Annotated in this window: 20 protein-coding genes; 13 read left to right on the top strand and 7 right to left on the bottom strand. The window is 40.9% G+C overall.

Translation table 11 applies throughout. From position 1 onward, the window contains the following. Positions 1-24: 24 nt before the first annotated feature. The 3 genes from J0656_RS07065 to crcB all read right to left on the bottom strand — a co-directional run bounded on the left by J0656_RS07065 (position 25) and on the right by crcB (position 2,322). Positions 25-1,305, bottom strand: coding sequence for an ammonium transporter (locus tag J0656_RS07065; protein ID WP_207032539.1), 1,281 nt, complete (start codon positions 1,303-1,305; stop codon positions 25-27). A gap of 34 nt (positions 1,306-1,339) precedes the next feature. Further along, positions 1,340-1,678: a P-II family nitrogen regulator gene (locus tag J0656_RS07060; protein ID WP_207032538.1), complete on the bottom strand. Its 339-nt coding sequence runs from the start codon at positions 1,676-1,678 to the stop codon at positions 1,340-1,342. Positions 1,679-1,950: 272 nt separating this feature from the next. Beyond that, positions 1,951-2,322 (bottom strand): fluoride efflux transporter CrcB, encoded by a 372-nt coding sequence (gene crcB, locus J0656_RS07055; protein ID WP_207032536.1) that lies wholly within the window; start codon positions 2,320-2,322, stop codon positions 1,951-1,953. A gap of 543 nt (positions 2,323-2,865) precedes the next feature. Between crcB and J0656_RS07050 the strand changes: the two genes are divergently transcribed. Then, complete coding sequence (locus J0656_RS07050; protein WP_207032534.1) at positions 2,866-3,252, top strand: pyrophosphohydrolase domain-containing protein; 387 nt, start codon at positions 2,866-2,868, stop codon at positions 3,250-3,252. Between the two features lie 33 nt (positions 3,253-3,285). On the opposite strand, the gene J0656_RS07045 is transcribed toward J0656_RS07050, so the two are convergent. Further along, positions 3,286-4,353 (bottom strand): branched-chain amino acid aminotransferase, encoded by a 1,068-nt coding sequence (locus J0656_RS07045; protein WP_207032532.1) that lies wholly within the window; start codon positions 4,351-4,353, stop codon positions 3,286-3,288. A 106-nt stretch (positions 4,354-4,459) separates the two neighbouring features. Here J0656_RS07045 and J0656_RS07040 point away from each other — a divergent pair, with 106 nt between their 5' ends. The 10 genes from J0656_RS07040 to J0656_RS06995 all read left to right on the top strand — a co-directional run bounded on the left by J0656_RS07040 (position 4,460) and on the right by J0656_RS06995 (position 13,929). Beyond that, entirely contained in the window at positions 4,460-4,936 is a 477-nt protein-coding gene (locus J0656_RS07040; RefSeq protein ID WP_207032531.1) for a DUF4920 domain-containing protein, read from the top strand. Beyond that, positions 4,933-5,598 carry a tRNA (5-methylaminomethyl-2-thiouridine)(34)-methyltransferase MnmC2 gene (mnmC2, locus tag J0656_RS07035; protein WP_207032530.1) on the top strand — a complete coding sequence of 222 codons (666 nt, stop codon included), beginning with the start codon at positions 4,933-4,935 and terminating at the stop codon, positions 5,596-5,598. Before J0656_RS07040 ends, mnmC2 begins: the two co-directional genes overlap by 4 nt. 133 nt (positions 5,599-5,731) lie before the next feature. Then, positions 5,732-6,676, top strand: a complete 945-nt coding sequence (locus J0656_RS07030) for a TIGR01777 family oxidoreductase (RefSeq protein ID WP_207032529.1) — start codon at positions 5,732-5,734, stop codon at positions 6,674-6,676. A gap of 136 nt (positions 6,677-6,812) precedes the next feature. Next, positions 6,813-7,388, top strand: a complete 576-nt coding sequence (locus J0656_RS07025) for a nucleotide exchange factor GrpE (protein WP_207032528.1) — start codon at positions 6,813-6,815, stop codon at positions 7,386-7,388. A gap of 6 nt (positions 7,389-7,394) precedes the next feature. Beyond that, positions 7,395-8,510, top strand: coding sequence for a molecular chaperone DnaJ (dnaJ, locus tag J0656_RS07020; RefSeq protein ID WP_207032527.1), 1,116 nt, complete (start codon positions 7,395-7,397; stop codon positions 8,508-8,510). A 182-nt stretch (positions 8,511-8,692) separates the two neighbouring features. Further along, the gene (locus tag J0656_RS07015; RefSeq protein WP_207032526.1) at positions 8,693-9,631 is read left to right on the top strand and encodes an ABC transporter ATP-binding protein; all 939 of its coding nucleotides are present in this window, start codon (positions 8,693-8,695) and stop codon (positions 9,629-9,631) included. Beyond that, on the top strand, positions 9,621-10,958 hold the full coding sequence (locus J0656_RS07010) for an ABC transporter permease (RefSeq protein WP_207032525.1): 1,338 nt from the start codon (positions 9,621-9,623) through the stop codon (positions 10,956-10,958). Before J0656_RS07015 ends, J0656_RS07010 begins: the two co-directional genes overlap by 11 nt. A gap of 6 nt (positions 10,959-10,964) precedes the next feature. Beyond that, entirely contained in the window at positions 10,965-11,852 is an 888-nt protein-coding gene (locus tag J0656_RS07005) for a mechanosensitive ion channel family protein (protein WP_207032524.1), read from the top strand. Between the two features lie 80 nt (positions 11,853-11,932). Further along, positions 11,933-12,754 carry a DUF6268 family outer membrane beta-barrel protein gene (locus tag J0656_RS07000; protein WP_237688867.1) on the top strand — a complete coding sequence of 274 codons (822 nt, stop codon included), beginning with the start codon at positions 11,933-11,935 and terminating at the stop codon, positions 12,752-12,754. Between the two features lie 11 nt (positions 12,755-12,765). Continuing rightward, complete coding sequence (locus J0656_RS06995; protein ID WP_207032522.1) at positions 12,766-13,929, top strand: sigma-54-dependent transcriptional regulator; 1,164 nt, start codon at positions 12,766-12,768, stop codon at positions 13,927-13,929. On the opposite strand, the gene J0656_RS06990 is transcribed toward J0656_RS06995, so the two are convergent. Then, positions 13,930-14,640, bottom strand: a complete 711-nt coding sequence (locus tag J0656_RS06990) for a hypothetical protein (RefSeq protein ID WP_207032520.1) — start codon at positions 14,638-14,640, stop codon at positions 13,930-13,932. Between the two features lie 183 nt (positions 14,641-14,823). Between J0656_RS06990 and J0656_RS06985 the strand changes: the two genes are divergently transcribed. After that, positions 14,824-15,708 carry a PPK2 family polyphosphate kinase gene (locus tag J0656_RS06985; protein ID WP_207032519.1) on the top strand — a complete coding sequence of 295 codons (885 nt, stop codon included), beginning with the start codon at positions 14,824-14,826 and terminating at the stop codon, positions 15,706-15,708. Next, entirely contained in the window at positions 15,705-17,102 is a 1,398-nt protein-coding gene (locus tag J0656_RS06980) for a M20/M25/M40 family metallo-hydrolase (protein ID WP_207032517.1), read from the top strand. Before J0656_RS06985 ends, J0656_RS06980 begins: the two co-directional genes overlap by 4 nt. 63 nt (positions 17,103-17,165) lie before the next feature. On the opposite strand, the gene J0656_RS06975 is transcribed toward J0656_RS06980, so the two are convergent. Together J0656_RS06975 and J0656_RS06970 are read right to left on the bottom strand one after the other, a co-directional pair. Then, positions 17,166-17,726, bottom strand: a complete 561-nt coding sequence (locus J0656_RS06975) for a PepSY domain-containing protein (protein ID WP_207032515.1) — start codon at positions 17,724-17,726, stop codon at positions 17,166-17,168. A gap of 234 nt (positions 17,727-17,960) precedes the next feature. After that, complete coding sequence (locus tag J0656_RS06970) at positions 17,961-18,293, bottom strand: DUF3291 domain-containing protein (RefSeq protein WP_207032513.1); 333 nt, start codon at positions 18,291-18,293, stop codon at positions 17,961-17,963. Between the last annotated feature and the right edge of the window lie 33 nt (positions 18,294-18,326).

Below are 18,326 nucleotides of genomic sequence, written 5' to 3'. Positions count from 1 at the left end.
TTGTTGTGAGTTTGAAAGACTTTCTTATTTGTCTTGAGAAATATGTTCAGGATATGCTTCTACACCATGTTCGTGTAGATCAAGACCTTCAACTTCCTCTTTTTCAGAAACTCTAAGTCCAATAGTTTTCTTCAAGATGAAAAGTACTATGAAGGATGCAAGGGCTGCCCAAAGAATGTAGGACAACGATCCGTAGGTCTGTACCCATAGTAGTTTGGCTCCACCGCCGTACAACAATCCGCCGTCTAGTGCAAATAGGCCGATAAGTACAGTTCCAATGAAACCACATACTCCGTGAACGGAGATAGCTCCTACTGGGTCATCAATCTTAAGTTTTTTATCGATAAATTCAATGGAGACTACCACTATAATACCACATATCAAACCAATGGCAAGGGCTCCCCAAGCGCTAACGGCCCCACATCCGGCAGTAATACCTACCAAACCGGCCAAAGCGCCGTTTAGGGTCATGGAAATATCGGCTTTACCATATCTGGCCCATGTAAAGAATAGGGCTCCAATAGCTCCAATGGCAGCAGCAAGGTTTGTGTTTATGATAACGCTTGTGGCGGCAATAGTATCGTCGCCTCCCCAAGCTAATTGGGAACCTCCGTTGAATCCGAACCATCCCAACCAAAGAATAAATACACCAAGTGCTCCAAAGGCCATGTTGTGACCAGGGATCGCCTGTGCTTTTCCATCTACATACTTCCCGATTCTAGGTCCTACCAAAATTGCGGCAACCAATGCAGCTGCACCACCAACGGCGTGTACCACGGAAGAACCGGCAAAATCAACAAAGCCAGCCGTGTTCAACCAAGCATCGTCATCAAATGGCCAGTACCAGCTACCTGAAATTGGATAGATAATAGTGGTTAGGATAGCGGAGAAAATCAAATAGGTCGAAAATTTGGTCCTACCTGCAATTGCTCCCGATACAATAGTAGCTGCTGTGGCACAGAATACTGTTTGGAAGAACAGGTTGTACCAATCATCAGCACTAAAAAAGAAATATCCTTGGTCGGAGGGACTGGACCTAAAGAATCCTCCACCTACAAGGTCGCTACCATACATGATACCGTAACCTAATGCCCAGAACATGACCGAACCAACGGCCAAGTCCATTACGTTTTTCATGATAATGTTACCAGTGTTCTTGCTACGGGTAAAACCTATTTCCAACAGGGTGAAACCTGCCTGCATAAAAAACACCAATATAGCCGCAAGGGTGATCCAAAGAGCCCCCATGTCGCCAGTAATGGCTTCAACGGCTTTGTCTATCGCTTCTTGTTCTTGTACAATCATAATCTAAGTTTTTAAAGTGTTTTGGCTATTAATGTTAGTTGATTCCTGCGCTTCCGCTTTCCTTGGTCCTAATTCTGTAAGCCTCGATAACATCGGAGACGAAAATTTTTCCATCGCCTACGTTGCCAGTGCTCGCAGTGTCCAATAAAACGTTTACGGTTCTTTCCAGGAAGTCATCGCTAACCACGATAACCAAATACCTTCGTTGAATATCGCTAGTGCTGTACGATATGCCACGATAGACATGTCCTTGTTTTTCATTTCCAACTCCCGTTACATCCCAGTAACTAAAGAAGTTGACCTCAATTTGATGGAGGGCTTTTTTCACCTCATCAAATTTGGATTTTCTAATAATTGCCTCGACTTTTTTCATAATTAAGTAGTTAATTGATGTCTCAAATATATAGGATAAAAGTAAAGACCATATAAAAGTATGGGGGGTGTTGGTTATTTTTATGGGTATAAAAAAAATACCCCCAAAATTTTAGGGGTATTTAATTTTATGTTAATGTTTGTTGGGTATTTATTGATTTTAAGTTAACATTTAATGTGTTTGAGCTCAATTTTCACAAGATTGAGCGCCTAAAAAGCGATAATTGTTCGTTTTTTAACAAATTTTAACTTGAAAAATGCAATTTATAACTATTAAATGTGTTTGGCGATCCATAATCCCAGAACAACGGCCAAAACGCCGATGCCAATACTGGAAATCATGTAGATAGAAAAATTAAGAAGGTCGCCGTCCTTTAATAAAGAGTGTTTTTCAAAAGCGAAAGCGGAGAAGGTAGTAAAGCCACCGCAGAATCCAGTGGCAAGAAATAAGGTATTGTTGTAGTTCGGTATATTGCCTTTAGCTGACAACCCTAGAAAAAGACCTATCAATAAACACCCAATGATATTTACCAAGAATGTTCCTAGAAAAAAATTATGGAAAAGAGGGTTAAGCGGTTTTGAAATCAGATAGCGTAAAACACTTCCTAATCCCCCGCCCAAAAAGACAAGTAAGGCTTGTTTCATGCCCTAAAGGTACAAACTAAACCGCTTCTTTGTACTCGGTTTCAACAGTCTCTCGGGGGAAGAGTTTGGTGGTTGAGATGTCGGAAATCCGTTGAATTGGTTTTGTAAACCTTTTTTTGGTTCCATTCACGCTGAAAATCAATAAAATTGCATTAACAGCAAGCAAAACAAACAGGATGCTAAAAAATACAGTCATTATAGGTTAGGTGCTTAATTAATGGTAAGACAAAAGTACGACTTTTCTTATCGGAAGGAAATCTAATGCTTGTTATTGTTGTGAAATCCACAATTTTTGTGGCAACTGCAAATAAATTGTTAATTTTTAAGGAAGTACTTAATTAGAAAGAGGATGATTATGAAAGATATAAAGGAAACGAGTATCCAAATAACACCTCTGTAATTTTTTTTGTGCAGTTTTTTGTCCTTTCGGTACGATAAAGCGATAATCACGACAAAGACAATAAAGAATAGGGCTGCAAAAATTACCTGTCCTGTGCTGAACATATTTTATATTTTTATGCAAAGCTAAATCAAAATTAAGTAATGGAAAGTAAAATTAAGGCAGTGGAGCTCTTCCACAATTCGTTTGGTCTGGGAGTGTCGCAAAAACCCAAAGCGGATTTAGGAGCAGAAAAGAACAAACTCAGGTTTAATTTGATGGACGAGGAAAACCGTGAATATTTGGAAGCCGCCAACAACAATGATTTGGTTGAGGTGGCCGACGCGCTTGCGGATATGCTCTATATATTATGCGGAACCATATTGGAGCACGGCATGCAATATAAGATTGAAGAAGTGTTCGAGGAGATTCAGCGGAGTAATATGAGCAAGCTCGGTGCCGATGGAAAGCCTATTTATCGTGAAGATGGGAAGGTGCTAAAAGGGCCAAATTACTTTAAACCGGACATTCAAACTATTATAGATAAATAAAAAAGGCGCCGATCGGCGCCTTTTTGGTTTGGTCTAGATGACTTCGTGTCGCCATCCAAATTTATCTTCTGCTCGGTTGTACTGAATATCTGTCATTCTTTTTTTCAATAAAGAAGCATAGCTTTCTTCCAACTCTGGCAAATCATAATCCTTTCCATGATATCCAAAACCTGAAATCGGAGAAACTACAGCTGCTGTTCCTGCCCCGAACATTTCTTTTAATGAGCCGTTTTCCGCAGCTTCCACCAATTCATGAACGGATATTTTGCGAACTTCGGTTTTAATACCTTCATCCTTGGCAATGTCCAAAATACTCTTTCTTGTAATTCCGTCTAAAATACGATCGCTGGTAGGAGCGGTCATTAATGTATCGTTGATTCGGACAAAAACATTCATGGCTCCTGCCTCCTCAATAAATTCGTGGGTATTGTCGTCCGTCCAGATTACTTGTTGGTAACCCTTGTCAGCGGCCAACTTTGTTGGGTAAAATTGCCCGGCGTAGTTACCACCTGCTTTGGCGTAACCTACACCTCCGTTGGCTGCACGGGAATAGGTTTCTTCTATCAAAACTTTCACCTTTCCAGAAAAATAGGATCCAGATGGAGCACAGGCAATTATAAATTTATACTCGTTTGCTGGGGAAGCATGGAATCCGTTTCCTGATGCAAAAACGAATGGTCTAATATAAAGGGAGCTCCCCGGGTTTTGGGGAATCCAATCACTTTCCACTTGGATAAGGGCATTGAGCCCTTCCATAAAATAAGCTTCGGGGATTTGCGGAATGGCAAGTCGCTCTGCAGATTTGTTCAACCGTTTGCAGTTTTCTTCGGGCCTAAAAAGCCACACTTTGCCATTCTCGTCCTTGTAGGCTTTCATTCCTTCAAAAATGGATTGTCCATAGTGGAAAATCTTTGCAGAGGGATCCAGGGTAATAGGCTGATAAGGGACCACTTTAGGAGCGGACCACTCACCATTCTTATAATCACAGACCAACATATGGTCGGAATAAACACTTCCAAAGGAAAGATTGTCAAAATCCACATCATGGATTTTTGAGCTTTTGGCTCTTTCTATAGCTATTTTATTCGCTAATGTTTCCATATCACTTACATTTACAGGGATAAAATTAGCTATTTATTGTTAGTTTTGGACGTTTATCAAATCTAAATATTGGACTTGACCCACAATTATTTAAATGTTATCAAAAATGAGGATTTTTAACACTTTTGCTACTATTATTTTACTGGGTATGGTACTGGTTTCGTGTAAGCAAGAAACCATACAGGGTGATTACTTTGGAGAGGAATTCAAAATTTCCGGGGAGGCTTCCAAAACATCGGCTCCATTTGATGGAATTTCTGGAAAAGATTCCTTACAGACCCAAATAGTTGGTGAGATCAAGGAAGTTTGCCAAGCTAAAGGATGCTGGATGAAGGTGGCACTGGAGTCCAATGATGAGGTTTTTGTCCGCTTTAAGGATTACGGTTTCTTTATCCCAAAGGATGCCGCAGGAAAAAAAGTGGTGATGAACGGTGCAGTTTTTTTTGAAGAAATGTCCGTTGAAGACCAAAGGCATTACGCTGAGGATGAAGGTGCTTCTGAAGATGAACTGGCCCAAATTACCACCCCCAAGAAAACGCTTAGGTTTGAAGCTGATGGTGTATTGATTGCCAGCGAACCTTGAAACGAAAAATAATCACCACGGGCGATGGTTCCAAGACCATCCAAATAGAAGATTGGGACGAACAGTACCACTCCAAACATGGTGCGGTTCAAGAAGCCTATCATGTTTTTATTGAGCATGGTCTAAGGTTATTTCAGAATCGAAAAGTCAATCTGCTGGAAATAGGCTTCGGAACAGGACTGAATGCCCTCATTACCCTTCACGAAGCAGTGGGACAAAACCTGCAAATCGATTATGTTGGTGTGGAAGCGTTTCCCGTATCCATGGAAGAAGTGAATCAGTTGGACTATTGCGAGCAATTAGGTTTTGAAGGATTGGAGCAGTCATTTCAAAAAATGCATAGTTGTCCATGGGGAGAAGTCATTTCGATTACAACCGATTTTTCTCTTTTGAAACAAAAAAAAGATTTTAAGCAAATCGACCTGCAAGATTTGTTCAACCTTATCTATTTTGATGCATTTGGTGCCCGGGTACAGCCAGAACTCTGGACAGAGGAAATCTTTTTAAAAATGTACCAAGCACTTGCAATCGATGGCGTTTTGGTCACGTATGCTGCCAAAGGTAGTGTGCGAAGGGCTATGCAGGCCGTAGGCTTTACCGTGGAGCGATTGCCCGGACCGCCTGGCAAAAGAGAAATGCTCAGAGCCATAAAAACCTCATAACTGCCAATAAGCTGTTAAGTTTTATCCTTTTAGTGTCAGAAATAGATCTAAAGTTTAAACAAATATGTTAAACCTAAATTAAGGTCTCATAAACAGTCAATTAAACCTATAACTTTGTACAAAAGGATGATATATGAAGGTGTTGATAACAGGAGCTACTGGACTGGTGGGGCAAGCCATAGTAAAGGTGTTGCACCGAAAGGGTATTCCAGTAAATTATTTGACTACAAGCAAAGATAAGATAGATTCTTCCGAAGATTTCCAAGGATTTTATTGGAATCCGAACAAAGGAGAGATTGATTTGGAATGTTTTCGCGATGTACAGGCCATCATTAATTTGGCTGGTGCAAGTATTGCCAAACGTTGGACCCCACAACATAAAAAGAGAGTGCTTTCCAGTAGAATAAATAGTCTTCAAACGTTGAGAAAGGGTTTGGAAAGGTCTGGCAATAAGGAGTTGGAATGCCTCGTTTCTGCATCCGCGATAGGTATTTACCCGGACTCTCTTTGTGAGTATTTTGATGAGGATACCAAAAAGGTAGACGATGGTTTTCTGGGAGATGTCGTCACAAAATGGGAAGCAGAGGCCGATACTTTTATGGCGCTTGGAATCGATGTCACCAAAATAAGAATAGGCCTTGTTCTTTCTTCAGAAGGGGGCGCATTGCCAAAAATGGCCATTCCCGTAAAAAACTTTGTTGGAGCACCGATAGGTACTGGAGATCAATGGCAATCTTGGGTTCATATCGAAGATTTGGCACAAATGTTTGTGTTTGCCGTTGAGAACAATCTTACCGGTGTTTACAATGCTGTGGCGCCAAATCCGGTAACAAACACTAAGCTGACCAAGGAATTGGCAAGAATTTTAGATCGTCCCCTGTGGTTGCCAAATGTGCCCGCTTTCATTCTAAAAGTATTGTTGGGCGACATGTCCACTTTATTATTGGCCAGCCAAAGGGTAAGTGGAAAAAAAATTGAAGAGGAAGGTTTTGCTTTTCAATATGCCAATATCTGTCAGGCACTTAAAAATTTATATGCTTCACAAGAGGAAGGAATTCCTGCATCCGTTGAAGCTTAGTACGTTTAAATTTCAACATATTTAAATATAGAAAGACCGCTTAGGCGGCTTTTTTTATGTTTTGCGGTGACATTTTGACATTTTTATACAATTGGCAGTACTTTTGCCACTTCAAATCAGAATAAAACAATACAACATGAGCAATAAAAGTAAGGTTGAGGAAATGGAAGATGAGCCTAAAAAAGGGCAAACCGAAGAGAGTACTGAGCTGAACGAAGAGCATATAGAGGCAGAAAACGCGGAACAAAACGAGGAGGAGCTTTCGGAAGAGGAAAAATTGCGCGAAGATTTGGCCAAAGAAAAAGAGAAATTCTTGAGGCTTTTTGCGGAATTTGAAAATTACAAGCGAAGAACCTCCAAGGAGCGTATGGATTTGTTCAAGACTGCCGGACAAGAAGTCATAGTGGCCATGCTCCCCATTTTGGACGATTTTGACCGTGCCTTAAAAGAACTTTCCAAATCTGAGGACAAAGAGATGTTCAAAGGTGTGGAACTCATCAGTAATAAATTTAGGGAAACCCTTAAGAACAAAGGTCTTGAGCAGGTTGAGGTAGAACCAGGGGATATATTTGATGCAGAAGTGCACGATGCCATCACCCAGATACCTGCACCTGACAAGAAAATGAAAGGGAAGATCATAGATGTAGTGGAAAAAGGGTTTAAACTGGGAGACCGAATCATTAGACATCCTAAAGTTGTTGTTGGAAACTAAAGTTGTATGAAGGAAGATTATTACGAAATATTAGGAGTCTCCAAAGGAGCCTCGGCCGCAGAAATTAAGAAAGCCTACCGGAAAAAGGCCATTGAGTACCACCCGGATAAAAATCCAGGAGATACCAAGGCGGAGGAAATGTTCAAGAAATCTGCCGAGGCATATGAGGTGTTGGGCAACCCTGACAAAAGGGCAAAGTATGACCAATTTGGCCATGCCGCCTTCGATGGTAGTGGAGGATTTGGTGGCGGAGGTATGAATATGGACGATATCTTCAGTCAGTTCGGTGATATTTTTGGAGGAGCTTTTGGCGGCGGATTCAGCGGATTCGGTGGATTCGGCGGTGGACAGCGTAGAGCCAAGGGCAGTAACTTGCGTATTCGCGTAAAGTTGACCTTGGAAGAACTTGCCAATGGCGTCGAGAAAAAGGTGAAGGTACGTAGAAAGCTCCAAGCGGATGGCGTAACCTATAAAACCTGTCCAACCTGTAATGGTACGGGACAGATTACAAAAATTACCAACACCATCCTGGGTAGAATGCAAACAGCGACTACCTGTACCACTTGTGGTGGAGCCGGTCAGTCAATAGATAAAAAGCCTTCCGATGCCGATGCACAGGGACTCAAGGTGGTGGAAGAAACCGTATCCATCAAAATTCCACCAGGTGTTGAGGATGGTATGCAGCTAAAAGTTACCGGAAAAGGAAACGATGCCCCGGGGAACGGTATCGCAGGAGATTTGCTGGTGGCCATAGAAACCGTGGAACATGATACTCTAAAGCGCGAAGGAGACAATTTACATTACGACTTATATATAAGCATTCCAGAAGCGGTTCTGGGTAGCTCCAAGGAAATTGACGCCATAGGAGGAAAAGTCCGTATAAAATTGGAGCCAGGTCTGCAATCCGGAAAAATTTTAAGACTTCGAGGAAAGGGTATCAACAGTCTAAACGGTTATGGTGCCGGAGATTTGCTGGTTCATGTGAATGTATGGACGCCAAAGAGCATAAACAAAGAGCAAAAGGAGTTTTTCGAGCGTATGCAGGATGATGAAAACTTTGCCCCAAAACCTGAAAAATCGGACAAATCCTTTTTTGAGAAAGTGAAAGATATGTTCTCTTAAAAGAAAAAAAATCTTCTGTTTAAATAAAAAACGTATATTTGGAACTGATGTTGGGTAACCGATATCTAATTTTCTTTTTCATAGCAATTTTTTTCCCATCCTTGATTTTGTTAAGGGTGGGTTTTTGTTTTTATGGGAAAACAAGTAGCTAGCAATTACATATCTTTGAAAAAATAGATTACATGGATCATATCCTTGTTGCCAAAAATGTGACCAAAACATATGGTAATCACACTGCGTTGAGCAACATTTCACTTCAAATCCCGAAGAATTGCATTTACGGACTTTTGGGGCCCAATGGGGCGGGTAAAACCTCTTTTATCAGAATAATCAATCAAATTACGCATCAGGACTCAGGTGAGATTTTGCTTAATGGGGAGCCCTTGGCCCCAAAACATATTGCATCCATAGGATACTTGCCCGAGGAGAGAGGACTGTACAAAAGCATGAAGGTGGGTGAGCAGGCATTGTATCTGGCACAGTTAAAGGGGTTGTCCAAAAGTGAAGCAAAAACAAGGCTCAAATACTGGTTCGACCGGTTGGATATTGGTGATTGGTGGGACAAGAAGATTCAAGAGCTTTCAAAAGGGATGGCCCAGAAAATCCAGTTTATCGTTACCGTACTCCATGAACCCAAGTTGTTGATTTTTGATGAACCCTTCAGTGGTTTTGACCCCATAAATGCCAACATCATCAAAGATGAGATTCTTCAATTAAAGGAAAACGGAACCTCTATAATTTTTTCCACGCACCGGATGGAATCCGTGGAAGAGCTTTGTGAGTACATTGCCCTGATTCATAAGTCCGAAAAAATCTTGGATGGGAAATTGTCGGACATCAAAAAAGCATATAAAAACAACATTTTCAACGTCGGCGTTCAGATGCAAAAGGACCCTAGGGACTTTTTGAAATCCTTGGAGGAAAAGTTCAATATCCTTTCTTCAGAAATAGACCCCATTGAAAACCAATTGAATTTTAAAGTACAGTTGGCATCAAGGCACACAGGCGATATTTTAACGGAACTATCCAAAGTAGCGAACATCAACAGATTTGAAGAGACCATTCCATCTGCTAACGACATATTCATTCAAACCGTAAACAACAAGGACAATGGCAAGTAAACTTGGATTGATCATAAAAAGAGAATATTTGGCCAAGGTGCGCAACCGTTCCTTTATTGTTATGACTGTTTTGAGCCCACTTTTAATGGTGGGGATGATTGTGCTGATTGCTTTTTTGGCCAAAGTAAATGATGACGAAACCAGAGTAGTCAGTGTTTTGAACAAAAGTTCTTTTTTCCAGAGCGAATTCTATCCTTCCAAAAATATTTCCTACGTGCATATGGATAATTTGACCTTGGAGCAGGCAAAGGATTCAACCAACGCATTGGAATATTACGGACTGCTATACATTCCCGAAGGGAAAACGGTGGAAGAAGTATCCCGTTCAGCCTACCTTTTTACTAAGGACAATCCCAATACATCCGTAACCAAGGAGCTTGAGGATGTTTTTCAAAATCAGTTAAGACAAGACCGGTTACAAAAACTAGGAGTCACGTCCGAACAGTTTTCTACTGTGGAGAAACCTTTCGAAATCAATCTTTCCACGTTTGATGGCGAAAAAAGTATGCGGGGAATCAACGAGATCAAAGCTTTTATCGGGGGCGGATTCGGCTATGCGATCATGATGTTCATTATTATTTATGGTGGGTTTGTGATGCGCAGCGTTATCGAGGAAAAAACGAGCAGAATCATTGAAGTGATAATTTCTTCAGTGAAACCGTTCCAACTGATGCTCGGTAAGATTATCGGAAATTCCTTGGCAGGAATCACCCAGTTTTCCATTTGGATCATCTCAGCTTCGGCATTGTTGTTTATGGCTGTGCTGATTTTTGGCATTGACCTTAGCGCGCTTTCAAACGATGGCGTTATGACCCCGGGAGCGGCGGGAATGTCTCAATTTGGCGGAATGGACAGCGATATGATGATGTACGCGAAGGAAATTTATGATATTCCTTGGGCCTTGCTAATCGTATCGTTCTTTATCTATTTTGTACTTGGTTACCTTATTTATAGTTCCATTTACGCAGCCATTGGAGCGGCCGTGGATAATGAAACGGATACACAACAATTTATCTTTCCTATTATATTACCTTTAATGTTGGCTATTTATGTGGGATTCTTTTCTGTGTTCAGTAATCCGCACGGTCCCATAGCAGTTGGGTTTTCGTTGTTTCCTTTAACATCGCCCATTGTTATGCTGATGCGTTTGCCGGGAGGAATAGGTGAAGGAGGAGTACCTTTGTGGCAGTTTTTGTTGTCCGTTTTTCTATTGATCGTTACCTTTTTGGGTATCGTATCCCTAGCGGCAAAAATCTACAGAACAGGTATCTTAATGTATGGAAAAAAGCCGACCTATAAAGAGTTGATAAAATGGTTGAGATATTAAAATAGTATGCAAGACGGCGCAGAAGAAATAAAAGAAATCATTACGAAGGATCTCTGGGGGTCCATTAAGGATTTTTTGGATCTTGGGGTTCATATAGGTCAAGGTGAAAAGTCCATAGACCTTACCATTGGGCTTTTGTTGTTGTTAACGGTTACCATTGTGGTAACAAAGTTCTTATTAAAGTGGTTGCGCTTGATATTTACGCGCAAAATGGAGCAAGAGGACAAGCATAAGTTTACCAGTGTCTTTAAGTTCATCAACTATGTGATTTACCTTATTGCCGTTTTGGTGACCCTAAGTGCGGCAGGGGTGGACATTACCTTGGTAATTACGGCATCCGCAGCACTATTTGTTGGTTTGGGTCTTGCCTTACAGGAATTGTTCAAGGATATTCTTGGAGGTATTTTTATTATAGTTGATAAGTCCCTACAGGTTGGTGATGTAGTAGAGGTCGATGGTAAAGTGGGCAAGGTGTTCGAGATTAAGCTCCGTACCACAAGGGCAATAACCCGGGACGATAAAGTGTTGATTCTTCCCAACCATAAGTTTATCAGCGATATCGTTTACAACTATACCCAAAACCATAGAACCACCCGAGAGAAAGTAACTGTTGGTGTTGCCTATGGTAGTGATGTTGACCTGGTGACCAAAATCTTGGAAGAGGTGGCCAATACACAAAAGCAAGTACTAAAAAACCCAAAACCCTTTGTTCTGTTCGAGGATTTTGGGGATTCCGCACTGGTTTTCTCCATTTATTTTTTTACGAATGATACCTTTAGGGACCCGCGCATAAAAAGTGAGATGCGCTATAAAATAAATACCAAATTCAAGGAAAACAACGTTAGTATACCATTCCCGCAACGAGATATACATATTATTCAGCCCAAACAATAGAAGACATAAAAAAATCAAGTCACCATACTACAATTTGGAAGTGGTTCGCTTTCGTTGTAATACTCTGTAGCCAAGGTCTATTGGCGCAAAGCACGGATATTTTAAGACTGGAATACCTCAATATACCAGAAAATGAAAGCGGAGTAAAGACCCAACGGTACAAAGCCCTCCTCAATGTTCCCATAAAACTCAACGAAAAGGATGAATATTTGGCCATAGGTGGTGAATATAACCGTTTTGATATGGGATATACCGCAGATCTTCCTTTTGATAAAAAGGAGATGATCAGGTTCCATATCATTGATTTCAATCTGGGGTTGATAAAAAAATGGAACGAAGATTGGAACTTGGTGACAATTTTGACCCCGCGGATTGCATCCAATTTATTGGATGGGATAATCAAAGAGGATTTTTTTATGAATGCCTCCGCGGCCTTTTGGAAAGAGAAACCGAAGGCGGATAAGCCTTTTAGGATTGTTTTGGGATTAACCTATAATAGCACGGCAGGAGTTCCTGTGCCATTGCCCCTTATACACTATTACAGAAGGTTTCATCCAGATTGGTCGTTTGTACTGGGAGTGCCAAAATCCAACCTAAAATATCATCTGGATAAAAGGCACAGTTTTGAGTTGGCATCGTTCTTGGATGGTTATTTTATGAACCTGCAAAACGATATTGTTTTGGATAATGGATCGGTAGCATCACGGATATCGTTTAATACGTTGGTCGGGAGTTTGGGATATCAGTATAATGTTACGGAAAGTATTTCCTTTTTTGCAATAGCAGGGACTACCCTGATACAAGAAGGAAAATTACGGAACAAAGAAAGAGGAGAAGTATTTTTGTTCAATAAAGACCCAAATTTTTATATTAGGACAGGCTTCAAGATCGGAATATTTTAAAAAAGCAGCATATGTCAAAAATTTTGGTAATAGAAGATGAATCGGCAATTAGAAGAGTATTGGTTAAAATACTGGCCGAAGAGAACGATAGCTACAATGTGGTCGAAGCAGAGGATGGCCTAGCAGGGATAGATGTTATCAAAAAAGAAGATTTTGACCTTGTGCTCTGTGATATCAAAATGCCAAAAATGGATGGGGTAGAAGTTCTTGAAGCTGCAAAAAAAATAAAGCCAGAGATACCTTTTATCATGATATCGGGCCATGGTGACCTGGATACGGCAGTGAATACCATGAGGTTGGGGGCCTATGATTACATCTCCAAACCGCCAGATTTGAACCGATTGCTTACCACCGTAAGGAATGCTTTGGACAGAAAGGAATTGGCAGTTGAGAACAAGGTGCTCAAGAAAAAGATTTCCAAGAATTACGAAATGATCGGAGAGAGCAAGGAAATCGAAGCGATAAAAGAAATGATCGAAAAGGTGGCGCCTACCGATGCACGTGTTTTGATTACAGGTTCCAACGGAACAGGTAAGGAGCTGGTGGCACATTGGATCCACGAAAAAAGCCCACGTTCATCATCCCCTTTTGTAGAAGTAAACTGCGCAGCAATTCCTTCTGAATTGATAGAGAGTGAATTGTTCGGTCACGTGAAAGGGGCATTTACTTCAGCCGTTAAAGATCGTGCAGGCAAATTTGAGGCCGCCAATAAAGGAACCATCTTTTTGGACGAGATCGGGGATATGAGCCTTTCCGCGCAGGCCAAGGTGCTAAGGGCATTGCAGGAGAACAAGATTTCGCGTGTGGGTTCCGATAAGGATATTAAAGTAGATGTTCGTGTATTGGCCGCGACCAACAAAGATCTAAAGAAGGAAATAGAAGAGGGAAAGTTCCGAGAAGACCTATACCACCGTTTAGCGGTAATTTTGATAAAGGTCCCGGCCTTGAACGAAAGGCGTAATGACATTCCTTTGCTCATAGAACATTTTTCTACAAAAATTGCGGCCGAACAGGGCACCGGACAAAAGAGTTTTTCCAAAAAAGCAGTGGAATTGCTCAAAAGTTATGATTGGACCGGTAACGTTCGTGAACTTCGTAACGTAGTGGAGCGATTGATCATATTGGGCGGAAAGGAAGTGTCGGAAGAAGATGTAAAGCTGTTCGCCAGTAAATAATCAATTACAGTTTCCAAGGCTATCCAATGCCTCTTTTGCCAAAGTTTTTACCCTTTGGTGGTATTCCTTTTTGTGTTGGGATAAATTGGTGTTCAACAACGTCAGCCGTGCTTCTTCATAAATGTTGGTAACGAACCTACGTGCATCTTTACAATCCACATCAGAAACTACTTTGTCCAAGGAAGATTGAAAACTCAATAAGCACTGGTGAACTTGTTTTTTTATGGATGCACCTTGGGTGAGCATCATACCATGGTTAAAATCAAGTACATCTGTAGTGTTCATGACCAATACATTGCTTCCGTAATCGCTGGATGTTTCCTGTTCGAACTCTTTAAGGACATTGATGCCAATAATAGTGCGTTCCAAGGCTTTGTGCAAAACCAATTTCGATTTGGCCAGGACATTAGCTTTAGTAGCTGTTTTTAAATAATCTTGCGTCAATTCCAGACTTTCTATAGCTCCCCCGCAACCGCAGTCCAAAAAATTGTCCTTGGTTTTTTCAATGCCGTTCAGGGCTTTGTAAGCATGATATTTGGCCATGTTTAAATCGTCGGCCATCACCGCATCCTCAATCTTGTTTTTAATGTATTCTATGTTGGAACTTGCATATTCACAAGCATTTGCAGGGATGGTAAAGGAGGCCATAAGCCATAGAATAAGCAAGCCGATGACAAGGACTACAAGTAGGATAATCTTATTGTTTTTCATAACGCTTTAGGATTTGGGACTTTGCGTATTGATTTCCATAAAGTTACATTTTCATGGTTTTGAAGGGCAAATAGATCGATTAAATAACCATCTTAAGGTATAAGAGGTAAAAGTATCGATGAATTACATCTTTAAGATATGCATGGGTTGAATGAGTAGTCAAAATGAATTATATTCAATCCTATGAAAGAAATCAATACAGAGGATTATAGAGTGACCGGCACAGAAAAGTTGTCCGAAATAGATACCTACGAGGACTTTAACGAATCCGAGAAGAAGCTTAAAAAGGAGTTGAAAAATATCAGAAAAGACCTTGGGGATTTTCAAGATACACTCTATGCCCATGGAAAATATGGGGTCCTCGTCTGCTTGCAGGGAATGGATACTGCGGGCAAGGATAGCTTGATTAGGGAAGTGTTCAAAGATTTTAATGTTAGGGGAGTGGTAGTGCATAGCTTCAAAGTGCCATCAACTAAAGAGAAAAAGCACGATTATCTTTGGCGACACTACATTGCTTTGCCCGAAAGAGGAAAATTCTCCGTATTTAACCGAACACACTATGAGAATGTTTTGGTCACCAAGGTGCATCCTGAATATATTTTGGGCGAGAACATTCCAAAGATTGATTCGGTAGAGGATATTGATGATGAGTTTTGGGAAAAACGTTACAATCAAATCAATAATTTTGAAAAGCATATCTCTGAGAATGGCACCATTATATTTAAATTTTTCCTTCACTTATCCAAAGAAGAACAACGACAGCGTCTTTTACGAAGAATCGAATTAAAACAAAAGAATTGGAAATTTTCACCAGGTGACCTTGAGGAACGAAAACTTTGGGATAAATATCAGGCTTGCTATGAGGAAGCCCTGAACAAAACTTCAAAGGAACATGCGCCATGGTTCGTAATTCCTGCGGACAATAAAAATGCAGCTCGTTTAATTGTGGCCTCCATAATGATGGAAGCGTTAAAAAAGTACAAAGATATAGAGGAACCTGAGCTGGACGATGAAATAAAGGCTAATTTAGAAACCTTTAAACAAGAACTGGAAAAAGAAACTACATGAGAACTGTTCTGATTTTGGCCTTTTTGTTGGTCAGCACACCCTTTTTTTCTCAAACTGAAGACGAAAAGCAATTAAAAGCAATTTATGATGAAGCATTGACCAATGGTAAGGCCTACGATTGGCTCAACTATTTGTCCAATCAAATTGGTGGGCGGCTTTCCGGGTCCGTGCAGGCGCAGCAGGCGGTCGACTATACAAAGGCTCAATTGGACTCTCTGGGGCTGGACAAGGTTTGGTTACAGCCGGTAATGGTTCCTAAATGGGTCAGGGGAGTTCCTGAGTTTGCATATATCGAAAACAAGCCAGGATTAACCACCAATGTGCCCATTTGCGCACTTGGAGGTTCTGTGGCAACACCCTCCGGGGGATTAAAAGCTAGTGTAATCGAGGTAAAAGGAATTGAAGACCTTGAGAAACTTGGAAGAGACAAAATCGCAGGAAAAATAGTTTTCTACAATCGCCCAATGGATCCTACCATGATCAACACTTTTTCTGCCTATTCAGGATGTGTGGACCAACGTTATTCAGGTGCGGCTGAGGCTGGAAAATATGGTGCCCTTGGTGTAATTGTTCGCTCCATGAATCTTCGTTTGGACGATTATCCGCACACCGGCTCCATGGGATATGGTGATACTCCGGTAGATAAGCGTATACCGGCGGCGGCAATCAGTACCAATGGTGCAGACTTGTTGAGTGCGACCATTAAGTTGAATCCGAATGCCAAGTTTTACTTTAAACAAAACTGTAAGCAGCTTGAAGATGTACAGTCGTACAATGTTATCGGAGAAATTACAGGCAGTGAATATCCCAAAGAGATTATGGTTGTAGGAGGTCACTTAGATTCATGGGATTTGGGTGACGGTTCGCACGATGATGGTGCAGGCTGTGTTCAAAGCATGGATGTTCTAAGACTGTTAAAAGAAACAGGCTATAAACCAAAACGTACTTTGCGCGTGGTGCTGTTCATGAACGAGGAAAATGGTATGCGAGGCGGAAATAAGTATGCCGAGGTGGCTCGAAATAAAGGGGAAGATCACATCTTTGCTTTAGAAAGTGATTCAGGAGGGTTTACTCCGAGAGGTTTTTCCATAGATGCTTCCGAAGAAAACCTAAAGCAAATCCAAGGATGGCGAGACTTGTTCGAGCCGTATTTGATTCATATGTTTTATGAAGGCGGCAGTGGTGCCGACATAGGGCCATTAAAGGAGGAAGGAATGGTATTGGCCGGACTTAGACCTGATAGCCAACGCTATTTTGATCATCACCATGCGGAAAATGATACTTTTGAGCACGTGAACAAGCGCGAATTGGAACTTGGTGCCGCTACCATGGCCAGCCTTGTTTATCTTATCGATAAATACGGAACGGTTCCTGTGAAAAAAATCAAAGGATAAAAGATAAAACTAAAATTAAGCTGTTCAATCACTATGTTTGAACGGTTTTCTTTTTGGTAAGAATTACGCTTTGTTGGCTTTTCTCATTCGTTTTGGTCCGTACCAAAGCCAAAAACCAGTGACGGTAAAAATAAATAGGGAAACGCCCATTACAGTTGTATAAACCAATTTAACATACCCATCGGTGCCTAGATAATCGTCCACAATAGAGCCATCGTGAACGTTTTCCAAAAAATCAGACCGTCTTTTTCCGATGGAGAGTACATTGCCATTAGCACCATCCAACTGGATTTCATAAAAGGAGTCGACAAAAATAAATTTTACAGAGCCCTTTTCCTTTCTAATATCAATACGATCAACTTCTAAAGTTCTGTCCCTAAACTCATTTTGAATTGTAGTGATGGCTATGGTATGAAGACTATCAACGGGCAGCCATTTTTTTAGGTCGGCAGTTGTACCTTTTTGTGTCTTGGGGAGAATATATCCGTTGGAGTTCTTTTTCCATCCCAAGATGAGTCCGGATATGGATATAAAAAAGAAAAAAATGAATAATAATGCTCCTGTGGTTCGGTGTACTTTTCTAAATATGCGTAATACTTTGGCTTGCTTCTTCCTTTTGCCCATTCGTCCTATTAAAAATCCTAAAGATCATTAAAATTTATGGAAGGATAATACGTGTCACAGCCCGATTTTGGTGAACAAGTCCGTATTTAACATAAATTTTTGAATGTAATGATGCTAAGCTGGAAGAACCTTTTAAAAATACTAACTGACGGCAAATGGTATGCTGAATACACCTATGGCTAATTTGGCCTATACATCAAGAAAGAGCAGTACAAGCTACTTTCCTGTAATTTTTCAAAATTTCCACACTTTTCCTTTTTCAAGCAGTTTTTTTGCTTCTGACCAATTGGGAAGCGCCTCGGCATCAATGGTAATGGTGCGTATTTCCTTGGCAATCTCTCCACTGTTTTTCATGGCTTCAAGGTGTGCGCCGCTATGGGCAAACTCCCTCAATTCTTCTTCTGTGTTCCAGAGCGTCATGGTGTAGTGTGTGGTCCAAACTCCTTTTTTCTTGAAATCCTTATAGTTTGTAGCCCTTAATTGTTTAAGGATTTTTAGGGAGGTTGCTGAGAGGGCAAAGAATTTGAACGGTCCCCTTAGTTCAATGGACGTAATGGTCGCTTTCATCAATAGATGTGTTACTTGATTAGTGTTAAGGGG

The sequence above is a fragment of the Flagellimonas aurea genome (genome assembly GCF_017313785.1).
Classification (GTDB): Bacteria; Bacteroidota; Bacteroidia; order Flavobacteriales; family Flavobacteriaceae; genus Flagellimonas; species Flagellimonas aurea.
Note: the sequence above shows the minus strand (reverse complement) of the source record. Positions and strands in the feature narration are given on the sequence as shown.